At 40.1% G+C, this 15,213-nt stretch carries 28 protein-coding genes; all 28 read right to left on the bottom strand.

Annotation, left to right across the window (positions count from 1 at the left end):
- Window positions 1-3: 3 nt before the first annotated feature.
- On the bottom strand, window positions 4-801 hold the full coding sequence (locus VXN63_RS11410) for an energy-coupling factor transporter transmembrane component T family protein (RefSeq protein ID WP_327758193.1): 798 nt from the start codon (window positions 799-801) through the stop codon (window positions 4-6).
- Window positions 798-1,673 (bottom strand): energy-coupling factor ABC transporter ATP-binding protein, encoded by an 876-nt coding sequence (locus VXN63_RS11405; protein ID WP_327758192.1) that lies wholly within the window; start codon window positions 1,671-1,673, stop codon window positions 798-800. Before VXN63_RS11405 ends, VXN63_RS11410 begins: the two co-directional genes overlap by 4 nt.
- Complete coding sequence (locus tag VXN63_RS11400) at window positions 1,649-2,488, bottom strand: energy-coupling factor ABC transporter ATP-binding protein (protein WP_327758191.1); 840 nt, start codon at window positions 2,486-2,488, stop codon at window positions 1,649-1,651. The genes VXN63_RS11405 and VXN63_RS11400 overlap by 25 nt, the downstream gene beginning before the upstream one ends.
- Before the next feature lie 386 nt (window positions 2,489-2,874).
- Window positions 2,875-3,294 (bottom strand): 50S ribosomal protein L17, encoded by a 420-nt coding sequence (gene rplQ, locus VXN63_RS11395; RefSeq protein WP_327758190.1) that lies wholly within the window; start codon window positions 3,292-3,294, stop codon window positions 2,875-2,877.
- A 27-nt stretch (window positions 3,295-3,321) separates the two neighbouring features.
- Window positions 3,322-4,266: a DNA-directed RNA polymerase subunit alpha gene (locus VXN63_RS11390; protein WP_225744908.1), complete on the bottom strand. Its 945-nt coding sequence runs from the start codon at window positions 4,264-4,266 to the stop codon at window positions 3,322-3,324.
- A 61-nt stretch (window positions 4,267-4,327) separates the two neighbouring features.
- On the bottom strand, window positions 4,328-4,729 hold the full coding sequence (rpsK, locus tag VXN63_RS11385) for a 30S ribosomal protein S11 (RefSeq protein WP_225744909.1): 402 nt from the start codon (window positions 4,727-4,729) through the stop codon (window positions 4,328-4,330).
- Between the two features lie 29 nt (window positions 4,730-4,758).
- A complete protein-coding gene (gene rpsM / locus VXN63_RS11380; RefSeq protein WP_220727144.1) occupies window positions 4,759-5,124 on the bottom strand; it encodes a 30S ribosomal protein S13 in 366 nt (121 codons plus the stop codon).
- A gap of 21 nt (window positions 5,125-5,145) precedes the next feature.
- The gene (gene rpmJ / locus VXN63_RS11375; RefSeq protein WP_034299928.1) at window positions 5,146-5,259 is read right to left on the bottom strand and encodes a 50S ribosomal protein L36; all 114 of its coding nucleotides are present in this window, start codon (window positions 5,257-5,259) and stop codon (window positions 5,146-5,148) included.
- A gap of 35 nt (window positions 5,260-5,294) precedes the next feature.
- Complete coding sequence (infA, locus tag VXN63_RS11370; RefSeq protein ID WP_072693455.1) at window positions 5,295-5,513, bottom strand: translation initiation factor IF-1; 219 nt, start codon at window positions 5,511-5,513, stop codon at window positions 5,295-5,297.
- Between the two features lie 166 nt (window positions 5,514-5,679).
- Window positions 5,680-6,324, bottom strand: coding sequence for an adenylate kinase (locus VXN63_RS11365; RefSeq protein ID WP_327758189.1), 645 nt, complete (start codon window positions 6,322-6,324; stop codon window positions 5,680-5,682).
- Between the two features lie 132 nt (window positions 6,325-6,456).
- Entirely contained in the window at window positions 6,457-7,752 is a 1,296-nt protein-coding gene (secY, locus tag VXN63_RS11360) for a preprotein translocase subunit SecY (RefSeq protein ID WP_327758188.1), read from the bottom strand.
- Window positions 7,753-7,755: 3 nt separating this feature from the next.
- Window positions 7,756-8,196 (bottom strand): 50S ribosomal protein L15, encoded by a 441-nt coding sequence (gene rplO / locus VXN63_RS11355; protein ID WP_327758187.1) that lies wholly within the window; start codon window positions 8,194-8,196, stop codon window positions 7,756-7,758.
- Window positions 8,197-8,229: 33 nt separating this feature from the next.
- Window positions 8,230-8,412, bottom strand: a complete 183-nt coding sequence (rpmD, locus tag VXN63_RS11350) for a 50S ribosomal protein L30 (protein WP_327758186.1) — start codon at window positions 8,410-8,412, stop codon at window positions 8,230-8,232.
- A gap of 14 nt (window positions 8,413-8,426) precedes the next feature.
- Window positions 8,427-8,930 (bottom strand): 30S ribosomal protein S5, encoded by a 504-nt coding sequence (gene rpsE / locus VXN63_RS11345; protein WP_327758185.1) that lies wholly within the window; start codon window positions 8,928-8,930, stop codon window positions 8,427-8,429.
- Between the two features lie 22 nt (window positions 8,931-8,952).
- Entirely contained in the window at window positions 8,953-9,318 is a 366-nt protein-coding gene (rplR, locus tag VXN63_RS11340; RefSeq protein WP_327758184.1) for a 50S ribosomal protein L18, read from the bottom strand.
- A gap of 205 nt (window positions 9,319-9,523) precedes the next feature.
- Window positions 9,524-10,060, bottom strand: coding sequence for a 50S ribosomal protein L6 (rplF, locus tag VXN63_RS11335; protein WP_327758183.1), 537 nt, complete (start codon window positions 10,058-10,060; stop codon window positions 9,524-9,526).
- A 31-nt stretch (window positions 10,061-10,091) separates the two neighbouring features.
- Complete coding sequence (gene rpsH / locus VXN63_RS11330; protein WP_225744916.1) at window positions 10,092-10,490, bottom strand: 30S ribosomal protein S8; 399 nt, start codon at window positions 10,488-10,490, stop codon at window positions 10,092-10,094.
- A gap of 35 nt (window positions 10,491-10,525) precedes the next feature.
- The gene (locus tag VXN63_RS11325) at window positions 10,526-10,711 is read right to left on the bottom strand and encodes a type Z 30S ribosomal protein S14 (RefSeq protein ID WP_208559775.1); all 186 of its coding nucleotides are present in this window, start codon (window positions 10,709-10,711) and stop codon (window positions 10,526-10,528) included.
- Window positions 10,712-10,744: 33 nt separating this feature from the next.
- Entirely contained in the window at window positions 10,745-11,284 is a 540-nt protein-coding gene (gene rplE / locus VXN63_RS11320) for a 50S ribosomal protein L5 (RefSeq protein ID WP_327758182.1), read from the bottom strand.
- Window positions 11,285-11,311: 27 nt separating this feature from the next.
- On the bottom strand, window positions 11,312-11,617 hold the full coding sequence (rplX, locus tag VXN63_RS11315) for a 50S ribosomal protein L24 (protein WP_225744918.1): 306 nt from the start codon (window positions 11,615-11,617) through the stop codon (window positions 11,312-11,314).
- A gap of 34 nt (window positions 11,618-11,651) precedes the next feature.
- Window positions 11,652-12,020 (bottom strand): 50S ribosomal protein L14, encoded by a 369-nt coding sequence (gene rplN, locus VXN63_RS11310; protein WP_225744919.1) that lies wholly within the window; start codon window positions 12,018-12,020, stop codon window positions 11,652-11,654.
- 74 nt (window positions 12,021-12,094) lie between these two features.
- Window positions 12,095-12,358 carry a 30S ribosomal protein S17 gene (gene rpsQ / locus VXN63_RS11305; RefSeq protein WP_327758181.1) on the bottom strand — a complete coding sequence of 88 codons (264 nt, stop codon included), beginning with the start codon at window positions 12,356-12,358 and terminating at the stop codon, window positions 12,095-12,097.
- Window positions 12,359-12,392: 34 nt separating this feature from the next.
- On the bottom strand, window positions 12,393-12,587 hold the full coding sequence (rpmC, locus tag VXN63_RS11300; RefSeq protein ID WP_327758180.1) for a 50S ribosomal protein L29: 195 nt from the start codon (window positions 12,585-12,587) through the stop codon (window positions 12,393-12,395).
- Window positions 12,577-13,008: a 50S ribosomal protein L16 gene (gene rplP, locus VXN63_RS11295; RefSeq protein ID WP_225744921.1), complete on the bottom strand. Its 432-nt coding sequence runs from the start codon at window positions 13,006-13,008 to the stop codon at window positions 12,577-12,579. Before rplP ends, rpmC begins: the two co-directional genes overlap by 11 nt.
- 3 nt (window positions 13,009-13,011) lie before the next feature.
- Window positions 13,012-13,668 carry a 30S ribosomal protein S3 gene (rpsC, locus tag VXN63_RS11290; protein WP_327758179.1) on the bottom strand — a complete coding sequence of 219 codons (657 nt, stop codon included), beginning with the start codon at window positions 13,666-13,668 and terminating at the stop codon, window positions 13,012-13,014.
- A 3-nt stretch (window positions 13,669-13,671) separates the two neighbouring features.
- Window positions 13,672-14,028: a 50S ribosomal protein L22 gene (rplV, locus tag VXN63_RS11285; RefSeq protein WP_208559786.1), complete on the bottom strand. Its 357-nt coding sequence runs from the start codon at window positions 14,026-14,028 to the stop codon at window positions 13,672-13,674.
- Window positions 14,029-14,049: 21 nt separating this feature from the next.
- Window positions 14,050-14,325 carry a 30S ribosomal protein S19 gene (rpsS, locus tag VXN63_RS11280; RefSeq protein WP_225744923.1) on the bottom strand — a complete coding sequence of 92 codons (276 nt, stop codon included), beginning with the start codon at window positions 14,323-14,325 and terminating at the stop codon, window positions 14,050-14,052.
- Between the two features lie 53 nt (window positions 14,326-14,378).
- Window positions 14,379-15,209 carry a 50S ribosomal protein L2 gene (rplB, locus tag VXN63_RS11275; protein WP_327758178.1) on the bottom strand — a complete coding sequence of 277 codons (831 nt, stop codon included), beginning with the start codon at window positions 15,207-15,209 and terminating at the stop codon, window positions 14,379-14,381.
- Window positions 15,210-15,213: the final 4 nt, after the last annotated feature.

The following is a 15,213-nucleotide window of genomic DNA, read 5'->3' as shown; positions in this document are numbered from 1 at the left end:
ACTTTAAGTTCTAAATAATATCAGTACAACGACAAGCAAGCCAATCGTTCCCATAGCAAGCGAGTCTTTCGTCTGCCAGTTCAATTGACGGTACTTTGTACGCCCTTCGCCACCTTTGTATCCTCTAGCCTCCATCGCTGTTGCAAGTTCCTCAGCGCGGTTAAACGAGCTCACAAATAGCGGTATCAGCAATGGCACAATTGATTTCATCTGTTGATAAATACTACCTTCACCAAAATCAATCCCACGTGCACGCTGAGCATTCATAATCTTCTCTGTCTCATCCATCAGTGTCGGTACGAAACGTAACGCAATCGACAACATCAGTGCAATCTCATGAACTGGTACGCCCACTTTACCAAAAGGTCTCAACAGATACTCAATCGCATCTGACAAAGATAAGGGCATCGTTGTTAACGTCAGTAACGTTGACATAAAGATAATCAGTACGAACCTCATAAAGATGAATCCACCATTAATCAAGCCTTCTTGAGACAAGATGATTGGTCCCCATCTAAAAAAGATCGTCTGCCCACTTGTAAACAGTACCTGTAAAATCACTGTAAACAGAATCAGCCATAATAGCGGCTTGATTCCATTAATGAAAAACTTCAGTGAAATCTGTGACAAACTAACCGCTAAGCCTACAAAAACAGCCAATGCCAGATAAGTCCATAAATTATTAGCAAGAAAAATAATAATAATGAAAAACATCGCACCCATTAATTTCGTTCTGGGATCCAATCGATGAATCAGTGAATCGCCGGGAATATACCGACCAAAAATCAGTTTATCCATCATAGCTCATCACCTTCATTTCTACCTAACTTCACTTTAATTTGAGCAGCAAGCTCATCTGTCGTCATCGGTAAAGAATCAAATGTCCAACCAAACCGAGATTCCAGTTGATGGGTAAAAGCAACGGTAGAAGGTACACCAAGTTGCATACTGGTCAACCACTCAGACTCTTTAAACAGCTCTCTAGGCGACCCTTCCTTTTTAACGGTTCCTTTTTCAAGCACGACCATATGATCCGCGTATTGCGCCACATCGTCCATTTGATGCGTGACTAGCACAATCGTTAACCCTTTAGTCTTATACAAGTTATAAAACATATCCATCACTTCTTTGCGTCCCTGTGGATCCAGTCCAGCAGTCGGCTCATCTAAAACGAGTACTTCAGGTTCCAACGCCAACACACCAGCTATCGCTACCCGGCGCATCTGTCCACCAGACAAATCGAACGGGGAACGGTCCATAAAACTTTCATCCAAGCCTACTTGAGGCAAAAGTACTCGTGCTCGTTCAATCGCTTCTTCTTCACTAACCCCAAAATTCTTCGGGCCGAAGGCAATGTCTTTTGCAATCGTCTCTTCAAATAACTGAGCCTCAGGAAACTGGAATACAATCCCAACTTTTTTACGCAGAGCTTTCAACCCTTTATTATCGGTCGAAGACGTAACGACTCTGTCTCCAATGGTGATAGAGCCTTCAGTTGGTTTCTTTAATGCATTGAGGTGCTGAAGCACTGTTGATTTCCCACTACCGGTGTGACCGACTAGCGCAGTAAAGCTTCCATCATTTATAGACAAATTGATATCGTACAAAGCACGGCTTTGAAAAGGTGTGCCTTTCTGATACGTATACCCTACTTCTTCAAATCGTATGTCCATAACCAGTCCACCATGCCTTCCTCCGTCAAATAATCTGTCGGTACTTTGATGCCAATGTCTTTAAGAGAAGACTTCAATTTTTCCGGAAACGGAAGGTCTAAGCCCATCTCAATCAGTTGGTCTCCATAAGAAAAAATTTCTTCTGGTGTACCTTCTTTGATGAGTTCTCCAGCTTTCATTACCAGAATGCGATTCGCAGATGCTGCTTCATCAATATCATGTGTAATCGAAATCACTGTTAAGTTCTCTTTTTCTTTCACTTCTTTTACTGTTCTCAGAACTTCGTTGCGTCCTTTGGGATCTAGCATACTCGTTGCTTCATCTAGAATCATAATCTCTGGACGTAATGCAACGATTCCAGCAATGGCAACACGCTGTTTCTGTCCACCAGAAAGACGAGCGGGTTCACGTTCAGCAAACTCTAGCATATTCACTTTATCTAACGCATCGCGTACACGTTCGACCATCTCGTCTCTTGGAACACCTAAGTTCTCTAAGCCAAAAGCAACATCATCCTGGACAGTAGATCCAACAAACTGATTATCTGGGTTTTGAAAGACCATTCCGACCATTTCACGAATCGACCAAATATTCTGTTCATTTAATGCCAAATCTCCCACGAGAACATCTCCACTCATCGGTTCAATCAAACCATTGATTGTCTTCGCAAGTGTTGACTTACCAGAACCGTTCGGCCCGATGACTGCAATCCATTCACCCTTATTAATTGTAAAAGATACATCATTCAAAGCATTTTGAGTCTGTTCATCAGTATATTTATAAGAAATATGATTTACTTTTATAATTTCACTCATTGTTTTAACCTCTATCTTTGAGTAGTGAGTTCGAGTTAGGATACGATTCCACTCTTTTAATATCAGACATACTCAGCTATTATACCTTATTTCAAGGTGTCTTGACAGTCTTCAATAGTACAAGGTTACCAAAAATCACTCGTTCAAACAAACCATGTTTCTTATTCTATGTATGTATATGAATTTATTCTCAAGAATCCATATACAGTAGACCCTTAAGCTTAAAAAGATACAAAAAAAACACTTTAAACGATATATGGTCCTCCCAAAGGAACACGTCCTAAGGGAGAAACTTGAGCTAGACACTTGGAAACAAGTTCCATCATCATAACGCCCATCATACATCCAAAAGTGAATTTGGTTAAATTCTTTTTTTATGAATTAAATTAAGCTTCTTCTGCTTCAGTTTCAGCAGTTTCTGCTCTAACCACGAATTCTAAGATAGCCATTGGTGCGCCATCTCCTCTACGAGGTTCTGTTTTTAAAACACGAGTATATCCACCGTTACGCTCAGCGAAACGAGGAGCTAAATCATTAAACAATTTTTGTAAAACCGTTTGTACTACGATTTCTTCATCAGTTTCTGAAACAGTTGCTAATTCATTACGAACAAACGCTGCTGCTTGACGACGTGCGTGCAAGTCTCCACGTTTACCCAAAGTAACCATTTTATCAGTCATTTTAGATACTTCTTTTGCACGAGTTTCAGTCGTAGTGATACGCTCGTTAATAATTAAGTCAGACGTTAGATCACGTAGCAATGCTTTACGTTGAGAACTAGTGCGTCCTAATTTACGATAGCCCATTAGTCGAAACCCTCCTTAACTACAAGATTATTCTTCTTCGCGTAAGCCTAAATCAAGCTCACCCAGTTTATATTTTACTTCTTCCAGCGATTTACGTCCTAAGTTACGAACTTTCATCATTTCTGGTTCTGTTTTATTTGTCAGCTCTTGAACAGTGTTAATGCCGGCGCGCTTCAAACAGTTGTAAGAACGTACAGATAAATCAAGCTCTTCGATAGTCATCTCAAGCATTTTTTCCATCTGAGTTTCTTCTTTTTCAACCATGATTTCAGCTTCACGAGCTTCTTCTGTCAAGTTAACAAAGATATTTAAATGTTCTGTCATGATTTTCGCCGCTAAACTCACGCCATCCTCAGGTGAGATTGATCCATCAGTCCATACGTCAAGCGTTAACTTGTCGAACTGGTTTTTCTCTCCTACACGAGTATCTTCAACATGATAATTCACACGGCTGATTGGGGTATAAATCGAATCAACCGGCAGTACACCAATTGGCATATCTTCATGTTTGTTGTGTTCAGCGCGAACATATCCTCTACCTTTTTGAGCTTCCATACGAGCATGTAAATGTCCGCCTTCGGAAACTGTACAAATGTAAAGGTCTGGGTTCATTATTTCAACATCGCTGTCATAAATAATGTCAGCTGCTGTTACAGTTGCTGGTCCTTCAACATCTATCTCAATCGTTTTCGTTTCGTCAGAATACAACTTAAGTGCAAGTTTTTTCAAGTTCAAGATGATGGCAGTCACATCTTCTACTACCCCATCGATCGCTGTGAATTCATGTAAAACACTATCGATCTGAATGTTTGTGACGGCAGCACCTGGCAAGGATGATAAAAGAATTCTGCGTAGAGAGTTCCCTAGAGTTGTACCATAGCCACGTTCAAGTGGTTCTACAATAAACTTACCGAATTTTCCATCCTCACTGATCTCAACTGTCTCTATTACCGGTTTTTCAATTTCGATCATCTAGTCGTTTACCCCTTTCAAAACGTTCAGTTCACGCAATATTTTTTAAATGTCACTACTATTAAACGCGACGGCGTTTTGGAGGACGACATCCGTTGTGTGGTACCGGAGTTACGTCACGAATTGCAGTTACGTCTAAACCTGTTGCTTGTAATGAACGAATTGCAGCTTCACGACCAGAACCAGGTCCTTTAACAGTAACCTCAACTGATTTCATGCCATTTTCCATTGAGCCTTTTGCAGCTGCTTCTGCAGCCATTTGAGCAGCAAATGGAGTTGATTTCTTAGAACCTCTGAATCCTAAAGATCCAGCTGAAGACCATGAAATTGCATTACCATGAACATCAGTAATCATTACGATTGTGTTGTTGAATGTTGAACGGATGTGAGCCACTCCGTGTTCAATATTCTTTTTAGCTCTTTTTTTACGAGAACGTGCTGCGGGTCTATTTGCTTTAGCCATACGTATATTGACCTCCTAACTTTAGGTAATTATTTTTTCTTCCCAGCGATTGCTACTGCTTTACCCTTACGAGTACGAGCGTTGTTTTTAGTGTTTTGTCCACGAACTGGCAAACCACGACGGTGACGAATACCACGGTAAGATCCGATTTCAATCAAACGTTTAATATTTTGGTTTACTTCACGACGAAGGTCACCTTCAATTTTAAGTTTGTCTACTTCAGCACGGATCGCATCCAATTGATCATTTGTCAATTCACGTACGCGAGTTTCTTCTGGAACACCGGCAGCTTCTAAAATACCTTTAGAAGTTGTTTTACCAATACCATAAATATAAGTTAATGAAATTACCACATGTTTATCACGTGGAATATCTACTCCTGCTACACGAGCCATATATGAGCACCTCCTCTTTTATTAACCTTGACGTTGCTTGTGTTTAGGATTCTCGCAGATAACCATTACACGGCCGTTACGACGAATCACTTTACATTTGTCACACATTTTTTTGACTGATGGTCTTACTTTCATGAAACTTTCCCTCCTTGGTTTTACGGAGTCTTAAGTTATTTGAATCGATACGTAATGCGTCCACGAGTTAGATCATATGGAGACATTTCAACAGTTACTTTATCTCCAGGTAGAATACGGATATAATTCATACGAATTTTACCCGAAACATGCGCTAGAATTTCGTGACCATTTTCAAGTTCAACTTTAAAACTTGCATTTGGCAGGGTTTCTAGTACTTTTCCTTCAATCTCAATAACATCGTCTTTTGCCATGTCGAGTTTCCTCCTTCAATGACTCTCTTTTGTACGCATGAAATTGTGAGGGCAGACTGCTCTCACATTTTCTTAATTATAAATGTTTTGTTTAACCGTCATGCCAACACGACGCTCGAAATATTATACCACGCAAAAAAAGCTGTTGCAACCTCTTTTTTTATGACTATTTCAAAATATTTCGAATATCTTCAAATACAGAATCCGGATTTTGTTCTCCGTTGATATTTCTTACGATTCCTTCTTCTTCGTAATATGCAGCCAGTTCTTTCGTCTGTGCTTCATTTACTTCGATACGTCTTTCAACAGTCTCTGGTTTATCATCTTCACGCTGATAAAAATCATGACCGCCACATTGATCACAAGTGCCTTCAACTTTAGTTGAATTGAACAATTTGTGATACGTTGCTCCACAATTAGAGCAGATGAAGCGACCTGTTAGACGTTCCATAAGGATATCTCTGTTGACTTTGATGTACAACACATTATCCAAGGTACGACCAGAGCTGCTAAGTGCTTTTTTCAAAGCATCTGCTTGATTCAACGTACGAGGGTAGCCATCCAATAGAAATCCGTTCTGAGCATCAGCTTCTTCAAGACGCTCTTTCACGATACCATTGGTAACTTCGTCAGGTACGAGGTCTCCAGCATCTATAAACTTTTTAGCTTCCTTGCCTAAAGGGGTTTCGTTTTTCATCGCTGCACGGAACATATCGCCTGTCGAGATATGAGGTATCCCGTAAGTTTCTGTAATACGTGAAGCTTGAGTTCCTTTCCCTGCGCCTGGAAGGCCTAAAAGAATCAGATTCATGGTTGTTTCCTCCTTGACTAATTCCTAACTTTTACATTCTTAGGAAAAAAAGATCGATTTACCCATCGATGAGGCTATAAATACCTATGGGGCAAATCGTCTATTTTCGTACAAAGGATAAAAGATTCAACTTTATCTTTGAATAAATCCTTGATAGCTTTTTTTACTGAGTAGCCCTTCTAGTTGTCTCATTGAATCAAGTGCCACACCGACTACAATTAGTAGACTAGTACCACCTAATGCGATCGAACTAGGAAGATTCCAAAGTGCTGAAGCTATTATAGGAAGTATAGATATGACACCTAAATACAACGCACCAGCTGTACTCAATCGAATCAGCATATATCCAAGATACTCTTCCGTAGCTTTACCAGGACGAATACTAGGAATATAACCGTTTTGTTTCTGAAGATTTTCAGCAGCTTTTTCAGGGTTGACCTGAATAAATGCATAGAAGTACGTGAATACAACGATCAACAGAAGATACAAAGCAGCTCCGGCTGGTTCTTGTAAATTGAATATACTATTCAAGAATTGGAACCATCCAGCATTCTGATGACTTGAAGCAAAATATCCAAGTATAATTTGCGGAGTTGATAAGAATGAACTCGCAAAGATAACAGGGATAACACCTGCTGAGTTGACTTTAAGTGGCAGTACTGCACCATCTTTTGTATCACTTGCACGTTTTGAATAACGTACAGGAATATTGCGTTTAGCATTTTCCATATAGGTAACAAAGATAATAAGAATGACAATGGCCATGATTACTGCAACAGTAAACACAAGACTTTGAACAATCTCATCACCGGCGTTACGGATCTGAACATTGTAGAATTCAACGATGTCCTGAGGAAGGCGTGCAACGATACCAGAGAAAATGATTAGTGAAGTTCCGTTTCCGAAACCATGCACTGTTATCATCTCACCTAACCACATTACAAGCATCGTTCCCGCAGTCAGCATAACCGCAATCGCGATATACGTTGACGGCCCAGGATTATTCACCAGCCCAAATTCAGTTAATGCATTAAACCCATAAGAGATACCCATTGCTTGGAAAAAAGCTAAGACAATCGTTAAATAGCGAGTTACCTGATTAAGCTTCTTTCTTCCAACTTCTCCTTGTTCTGCCCATTCCTTGAATTTCGGAAGGACATCCATCTGAAGAAGCTGAACCACGATTGAAGCTGTGATATATGGTGAAACGCCTAGAGCGAAAACTGAGTAACTCCCTAAGGCTCCCCCACCAAGTGTATCCAAGAGTCCAAATAGTCCTGTTGAAGACAAATCGGTAAGTGCATTTGTATTAACGCCTGGGACCGTTATATGGGTACCTAAACGAAATACAATTAAAATTCCAAGAGTGAACAACACTCGTGTTCGAACATCTTTTTCTTTAAACGCACCTTTAATCAGCTCGATCATAAATTAGATCACCTCTACTGATCCACCGGCAGCTTCAATCGCTTCTTTCGCAGCAGTTGAAAACTTGTGTGCTTTAACAGTAAGTTTGCGATCAACGTTTCCTTTCGCCAATACTTTCACACCGGATTTTTTATTTTTAACAACACCTGTTGATATCAATAATTCTGGAGTTACTTCTGTATCTGCGTCAAAACGATTCAATGAATCTAAGTTAACGATCGCGAATTCTTTACGGTTGTAGTTTGTAAACCCACGTTTTGGTAATGTTTGGAATAATGGAGTTTGTCCACCTTCGAACCCTAGACGAGTTCCACCACCTGAACGAGCTTTTTGTCCTTTTTGACCACGACCTGATGTTTTACCATTACCAGAAGACGAACCACGACCAACACGGTTACGTGTCTTACGAGAACCTTCTGCAGGTTTTAATTCATGAAGTTTCATAAATCTTGGCACCTCCTTTAGTTAAACTTAAACTTATTGAACTTCTTTTACTTCAATTAAATGAGCGATTTTCTTGATTGCGCCTCTAACTGCATCATTATCTGGTCTCACAACAGAAGAGTTTGTTTTTCTAAGACCTAAAGATTTAACTACCTGATGTTGGTTTTGAGGACGACCAATTAAACTACGCTTTAAAGTAATTTCTAGATTTGCCATTGTGTCATCCCTCCTTATCCAAGTAATTCTTCTACAGATTTGCCACGAAGTTTTGCAACTTCTTCAGCGCGTTTTAATTGACTAATACCATCGATAGTTGCTCGAACCATGTTGATTGGAGAACTAGATCCAACTGATTTAGATGAAACATCTTGTACACCAGCTAATTCCAGTACGGCACGAACAGGTCCACCAGCAGAAATTCCAGAACCGGCTACGGCTGGTTTCATGATGATATTTCCGCCACCGTGGCGTCCGATAACTTCGTGAGGTATTGTAGTTCCGACCATTGGTACTTGTACAAGGTTAGTTTTAGCTGCTTCAATCGCTTTACGGATTGCTTCAGGAACTTCTTGTGCTTTACCAGTACCGAATCCTACATGTCCATTTTTGTCTCCAACGACTACTAGCGCTGCGAAACGTAGACGACGTCCACCTTTAACAACTTTAGTTACGCGGTTAATTTCTACTACGCGGTCTTCAATGTCTAATTTTGCTGCATCAATATGAGTTGTCATGTACCTTAACTCCTCCTTTACTCTAGAATGTTAGTCCGTTTTCGCGAGCTGCGTCAGCTAATGCTTTAACACGCCCGTGATATTGATATCCACCACGATCAAATACTACTTCTGTAACGTTTTTCTCACTTGCACGTTCAGCTACTAATTTTCCAACAGATGCTGCTAAAGCAACTTTAGAATCTCCTGAAACATCAGTATCCAAAGTAGATGCACTTGCGAGCGTTACACCCTCTACGTCATCAATTACTTGAGCATAGATGTGTTTATTAGAACGGAATACGTTCAAACGTGGGCGCGCTGCAGTACCAGAAAGATTTCTACGGACACGGTTGTGTCTTTTTTGACGTAACTTATTTTTATCTGGTTTTGTAATCACAATTGTCACCTCTTCATAGTTATTTACTCAGTTCGAATTGAGTATTGTGTTCTTCAGGAAAACGCAAAGTTAAGTCGAACGGCTTGATCACTGATGTCAGCTAACTGACACAGAAATACGTCGGAATAGTTTCAAACCGAGCAGTAAGATCATACGCAGGGTATGATCTGCAACTGATTTTAGACATTCCAAGTTTAAGTTCGACTTGAATGCATTATTTACCTGTTTTACCTTCTTTACGACGAACTTGCTCGCCTTGGTAACGAATTCCTTTACCTTTATATGGCTCAGGGGGACGAACGGCTCTAATGTTTGCAGCTAATGCGCCAACTTTTTCTTTGTTAGCACCTTTAACTACTACAGTAGTATTTGATGGAACTTCAACAGTTAAGCCTTCGATTTCTTCGAATTCAACTGTGTGTGAAAGACCAACGTTTAATACTAATGTTTTACCTTGCAATTGTGCACGGTAACCAACACCGATCAATTCAAGTGTTTTCTGGAATCCTTCAGTAACACCTTCTACCATGTTGTTCACGACAGCGCGTGTAGTTCCATGGATAGTACGGCTTGCTTTAGATTCATCAGGTCTTGTAAATGTCATTACGTTATCTTCAATGTTAATTGAAATAACTGGGCTTAATGTACGAGATAACTCGCCATTTTTACCTTTAACTGTGATTTCTGTTCCGTTAAGGTCGATTTCTACACCTTCTGGAATAGTAATAGGTTTATTTCCGATACGACTCAAAGTACGGCACCTCCTTCATTCTTTATGTTTATTACCAAACGTACGCGAGGACTTCTCCACCGATGTTTTTAGAACGAGCAGTTTTATCAGTTACAACGCCTTCAGACGTAGAAACAAGCGCAACTCCTAAACCGTTCAATACTTTTGGCATTTCTTCTGCTTTTACGTAAACACGCAAACCTGGTTTTGAAATACGTTTCAAGCCAGTAATAACGCGTTCGTCATTTTGACCATATTTCAAGAAAATGCGGACGATTCCTTGTTTGTCATCTTCCACGAATTCGATATCTTTTACGAATCCTTCATTTTTCAGGATTTGGGCCATACCTTTTTTAATGTTTGAAGCAGGAATTTCTACTTTCGTATGACGAGCATTATTAGCATTACGTACACGAGTCAAGAAATCTGCGATAGGATCTGTCATGACCATTCGTTATATCCTCCTTTGTGACAAGTTTTCTATTTTTACCAGCTTGCTTTTTTCAAGCCTGGAATTTGTCCTTTATAAGCTAGCTCACGCAAGCAAATACGGCACAATTTAAATTGTTGATATACTGAATGTGGGCGTCCACAACGTTCACAACGAGTATACTCACGAGTCGAAAACTTGGCTGGTTTTTTATTCTTTTGAATCATCGATTTTTTAGCCATTTCTACATTTTCCCTCCTAATAAGGTGTCGTGGTTATTTTTGGAACGGCATTCCCAATTGTCCAAGTAATTCACGAGCTTCTTCATCTGTATTAGCCGTTGTAACGATAACGATGTCCATTCCGCGAACTTTATCAACATCATCATAGTCGATCTCTGGGAAGATCAGTTGCTCTTTAACACCTAGCGTGTAGTTTCCACGTCCGTCGAAAGCATTTTTGCTAACTCCACGGAAGTCACGTACACGAGGTAGAGAAACAGTTACTAATTTGTCCAAGAAATCATACATACGTTCACCACGTAAAGTTACTTTAGTACCAATTGGCATACCTTCACGTAAACGAAAAGCAGCAATAGATTTTTTAGCATGAGTAACGATAGGTTTCTGTCCTGCAATAAGTGTTAATTCTTCTACAGCTTTGTCTAGATTTTTAGTATTTGATACAGCGTCACCAACACCGATGTTTAAGACGATTTTGTCTACAACAGGTGCTTGCATAACTGAATTATACTCAAATTTTTCAACTAATGACGGACGTACATCATTAAGATATTTATCTTTAAGGCGTGTCATTTATGAATGCCCTCCTTCCCTACTATATTAAAGTGTTTCGCCTGATTTCTTAGCGTAACGTACTTTCTTACCATCTTCGAATTTATATCCTACTCTTGTAGGTTCATCTGTTTTAGGATCAATCAATTGAACGTTAGATACGTGAATAGGCGCTTCAATCTCGACTATTCCGCCTTCTTGGCCCATACCAGTAGGACGGGTATGTTTCTTCATGATATTAATACCTTCAACGATTACTTTGTTTTGTTTTGGCAAAGCAGTTTTGATCGTACCTTGCTTGCCTTTGTCTTTACCAGCTAAAATTTTAACTTTATCTCCTGATTTTACAAACATTCTCTAGCGCACCTCCTTATGACATTTGTCGGAATTAAAGAACTTCCGGAGCTAACGAAACAATTCTCATAAAGTCATTCTCACGCAATTCACGAGCAACTGGTCCGAAGATACGTGTTCCACGTGGTGCTTTGTCTTCACGAATAATAACACAAGCATTTTCGTCAAATTTAATATATGAACCGTCTGAACGACGAGCTCCTGATTTTGTACGAACGATAACCGCACGAACAACTTCACCTTTTTTAACAACGCCGCCTGGTGTTGCATGTTTAACAGTTACAACTACTTCGTCTCCGATATTGGCAGTCTTTGCACCTGATCCGCCTAATACTTTAATTACAAGTACTTCGCGTGCACCAGAGTTGTCAGCAACTTTCATTCGACTTTCTGTTTGAATCACGTTAGGATCCTCCTTTCAAACTCACGAAGATACACTCTTCGCTGCGTAGCCTGTTAGGCTAGCAATACTTTTTTCTATAATACTACTGCTACTTCAACCACTTCTAATAAACGGAATCGTTTATCTTTAGATAATGGACGAGTTTCCATGATTTTAACGACATCACCTATTTTGGCAGTATTGTCTTCGTCATGAGCTTTGAATTTTGTAGAGTATTTCATGCGTTTATGGTATTTAGTATGTTGTTTTTGTGTAGAGATTTCTACAACGATAGTTTTATCCATCTTGTCTGAAACAACTTTACCTTGATATACTTTACGATCATTACGTTCAGCCATTTTCCAGCCTCCTTTGAATACAGATCCGTCACGATTACTTAACTAGTTCAGCCTGACGCAAAACTGTTTTTACACGTGCGATGTTTTTACGTACATCTTTAATGCGAGATGTGTTTTCTAGTTGTCCTGTTGCTAACTGAAAGCGCAAGTTGAATAATTCTTCTTTGTACTCTGCTTCTTTTTTAATTAATTCAGTAGTGGATAAGCCTTTTAATTCATTAGCCTTCATGTGAGTCACCACTTTCTTCACGAGTTACTACCTTAGTTTTAACTGGTAGTTTGTGTGAAGCTAAACGCAATGCTTCGCGAGCTACTTCTTCAGATACGCCACCGATTTCAAACATGATTTTACCACGTTTTACGGGTGCTACCCAGCCCTCAGGAGCTCCTTTACCGGAACCCATACGTACACCAATTGCTTTAGCTGTCACCGGTTTGTGAGGGAAGATTTTAATCCATACTTTCCCACCACGTTTCATGTAACGTGTCATAGCGATACGAGCAGACTCTATCTGACGACTTGTGATCCAAGTTGAGTCAACTGCTTGTAAGCCGTATTGACCGTAAGCAATTTCTTTTCCACCTTTCGCTTCTCCTCGCATTTTACCACGGAATTCACGACGGTGTTTTACACGTTTTGGTACTAACATTGATTATTTTCCTCCTTTCATGTTCTGAGTCTTTCCTGGAAGAACTTCTCCTTTGTAGATCCATACTTTTACGCCGATTTTACCGTAAGTTGTATCTGCTTCTTCGTTAGCAAAATCGATATCAGCACGGATAGTGTGCAATGGAACTGTTCCTTCAGAAAAGCTTTCGTTACGGGCCATGTCTGCCCCATTTAAACGACCTGAAACCATAGTACGGATTCCTTTAGCGCCAGAACGCATTGTACGTTGAATTGCTTGTTTCTGAGCACGACGGAATGAGATACGGTTTTCAAGTTGTTCAGCGATACTTTTAGCTACCAAAGTAGCGTCCATATCAGGTCTTTTAATTTCAACAATATTGACGTGAACACGTTTGCCAGTCATACTGTTCAAGTTATTTCTTAATGAGTCAACTTCTGATCCACCTTTACCAATAACCATACCTGGTTTAGCAGTGTGAATTGACAAGTTGATTCTGTTTGCAGCACGTTCGATTTCAACACGTGAAACTGAAGCAGTGCTTAATTTTTCTGCAATATATTCACGAACAGCTAAGTCTTCTAGCAATGTGTCCGCAAAGTCTTTTTCTGCATACCATTTAGCGTCCCAATCACGGATGACGCCAACACGCATACCATTAGGGTTTATTTTTTGTCCCACAGATTACCCCTCCTTCTTCTCTGATACCACTACTGTAATGTGGCTAGTACGTTTGTTGATTCTTGAAGCTGCACCTTTTGCGCGCGGACGGAATCTTTTTAAAGTAGCTCCTTCGTTGACATAGGCTTCACTTACAAATAATTCTTCTATATCCATATCATAATTATGCTCAGCGTTCGCAATTGCTGACATTAAAACTTTTTCTACCTCTTCAGATGCTCCGCGGTTAGTGAAGCGAAGGATAGAAATAGCTTCTGCAGCACTTTTACCACGAATAGTATCGACTACTAATCTAGCTTTACGAGGTGCAATACGAACTGTACGAGCAGTTGCTTTTGCGGCTGTTACTGTTTCTGCCATGGAAATTTCCTCCCTTCGCTATTAACGTTTAGTTGTGCGATCATCTTTACCGTGTCCACGGTATGTTCTTGTTGGTGCGAATTCACCAAGTTTGTGACCAACCATGTCCTCTTGAACATAAACTGGCACGTGTTTTCTTCCATCATATACGGCAATGGTGTGACCTACAAAGTTCGGGAAGATCGTTGAGCGACGTGACCATGTTTTGATAACACGTTTGTTGTCTTCACCAAGTTCACGAACTTTTTTCATCAAATGAGCATCGACGAAAGGTCCCTTTTTCAAACTACGGCTCATGTATTGCCCTCCTTCCAGGATAAATCCTGAATTTTCTTCATTTAAGTTTTAAATTATTTTTTACGACGACGAACGATAAGTTTATCTGAACGATTCTTACCATTACGTGTTTTCTTACCAAGAGTAGGTTTACCCCATGGAGTCATTGGGCTTGGACGTCCGATTGGAGCTTTACCTTCACCACCACCGTGTGGGTGATCATTCGGGTTCATTACAGATCCACGAACTGAAGGACGTTTGCCTTTCCAACGGTTACGACCGGCTTTACCAATGTTAATTAATTCGTGTTGTTCGTTACCAACTGAACCAAGAGTTGCACGGCAGCTAGCAAGAATCAGACGGCTTTCTCCAGATCTCAAACGTACTAATACGTATTTTCCTTCTTTACCAAGGATTTGAGCAGAAGTTCCAGCTGAACGAGCTAATTGTCCACCTTTACCAGGTTTCAACTCGATGTTGTGGATAACAGAACCAACAGGAATGTTTGCTAGTGGAAGTGCATTACCAACTTTGATATCTACATCTTCACCAGACATAATGTTTTGTCCAACTTCGATACCTTTAGGAGCTAAAATGTAAGTTTTAACACCATCTTCGTATTGGATCAATGAAATGTTTGCTGAGCGGTTTGGATCATACTCAACTGTTTTTACAATACCGCGAACGCCATCTTTTTGACGTTTGAAATCAATAATACGGTATCTTTGCTTGTGGCCGCCGCCTTGATGACGGACAGTGATTCTACCTTTATTGTTACGTCCAGCACGTTTTGGGCTTGGAGCTAGCAAAGTTTTTTCTGGTGTGCTAGTTGTGATTTCAGCGAAATCTGACCCAGTCATGTTACGACGTCCGTTTGTGGTAGGTTTGTACTTTTTAATCGCCACGCAA

The sequence above is a fragment of the Marinilactibacillus sp. XAAS-LB27 genome (genome assembly GCF_036039175.1).
In the GTDB taxonomy this organism is placed as follows: domain Bacteria; phylum Bacillota; class Bacilli; order Lactobacillales; family Carnobacteriaceae_A; genus Marinilactibacillus.
Note: the sequence above shows the minus strand (reverse complement) of the source record. Positions and strands in the feature narration are given on the sequence as shown.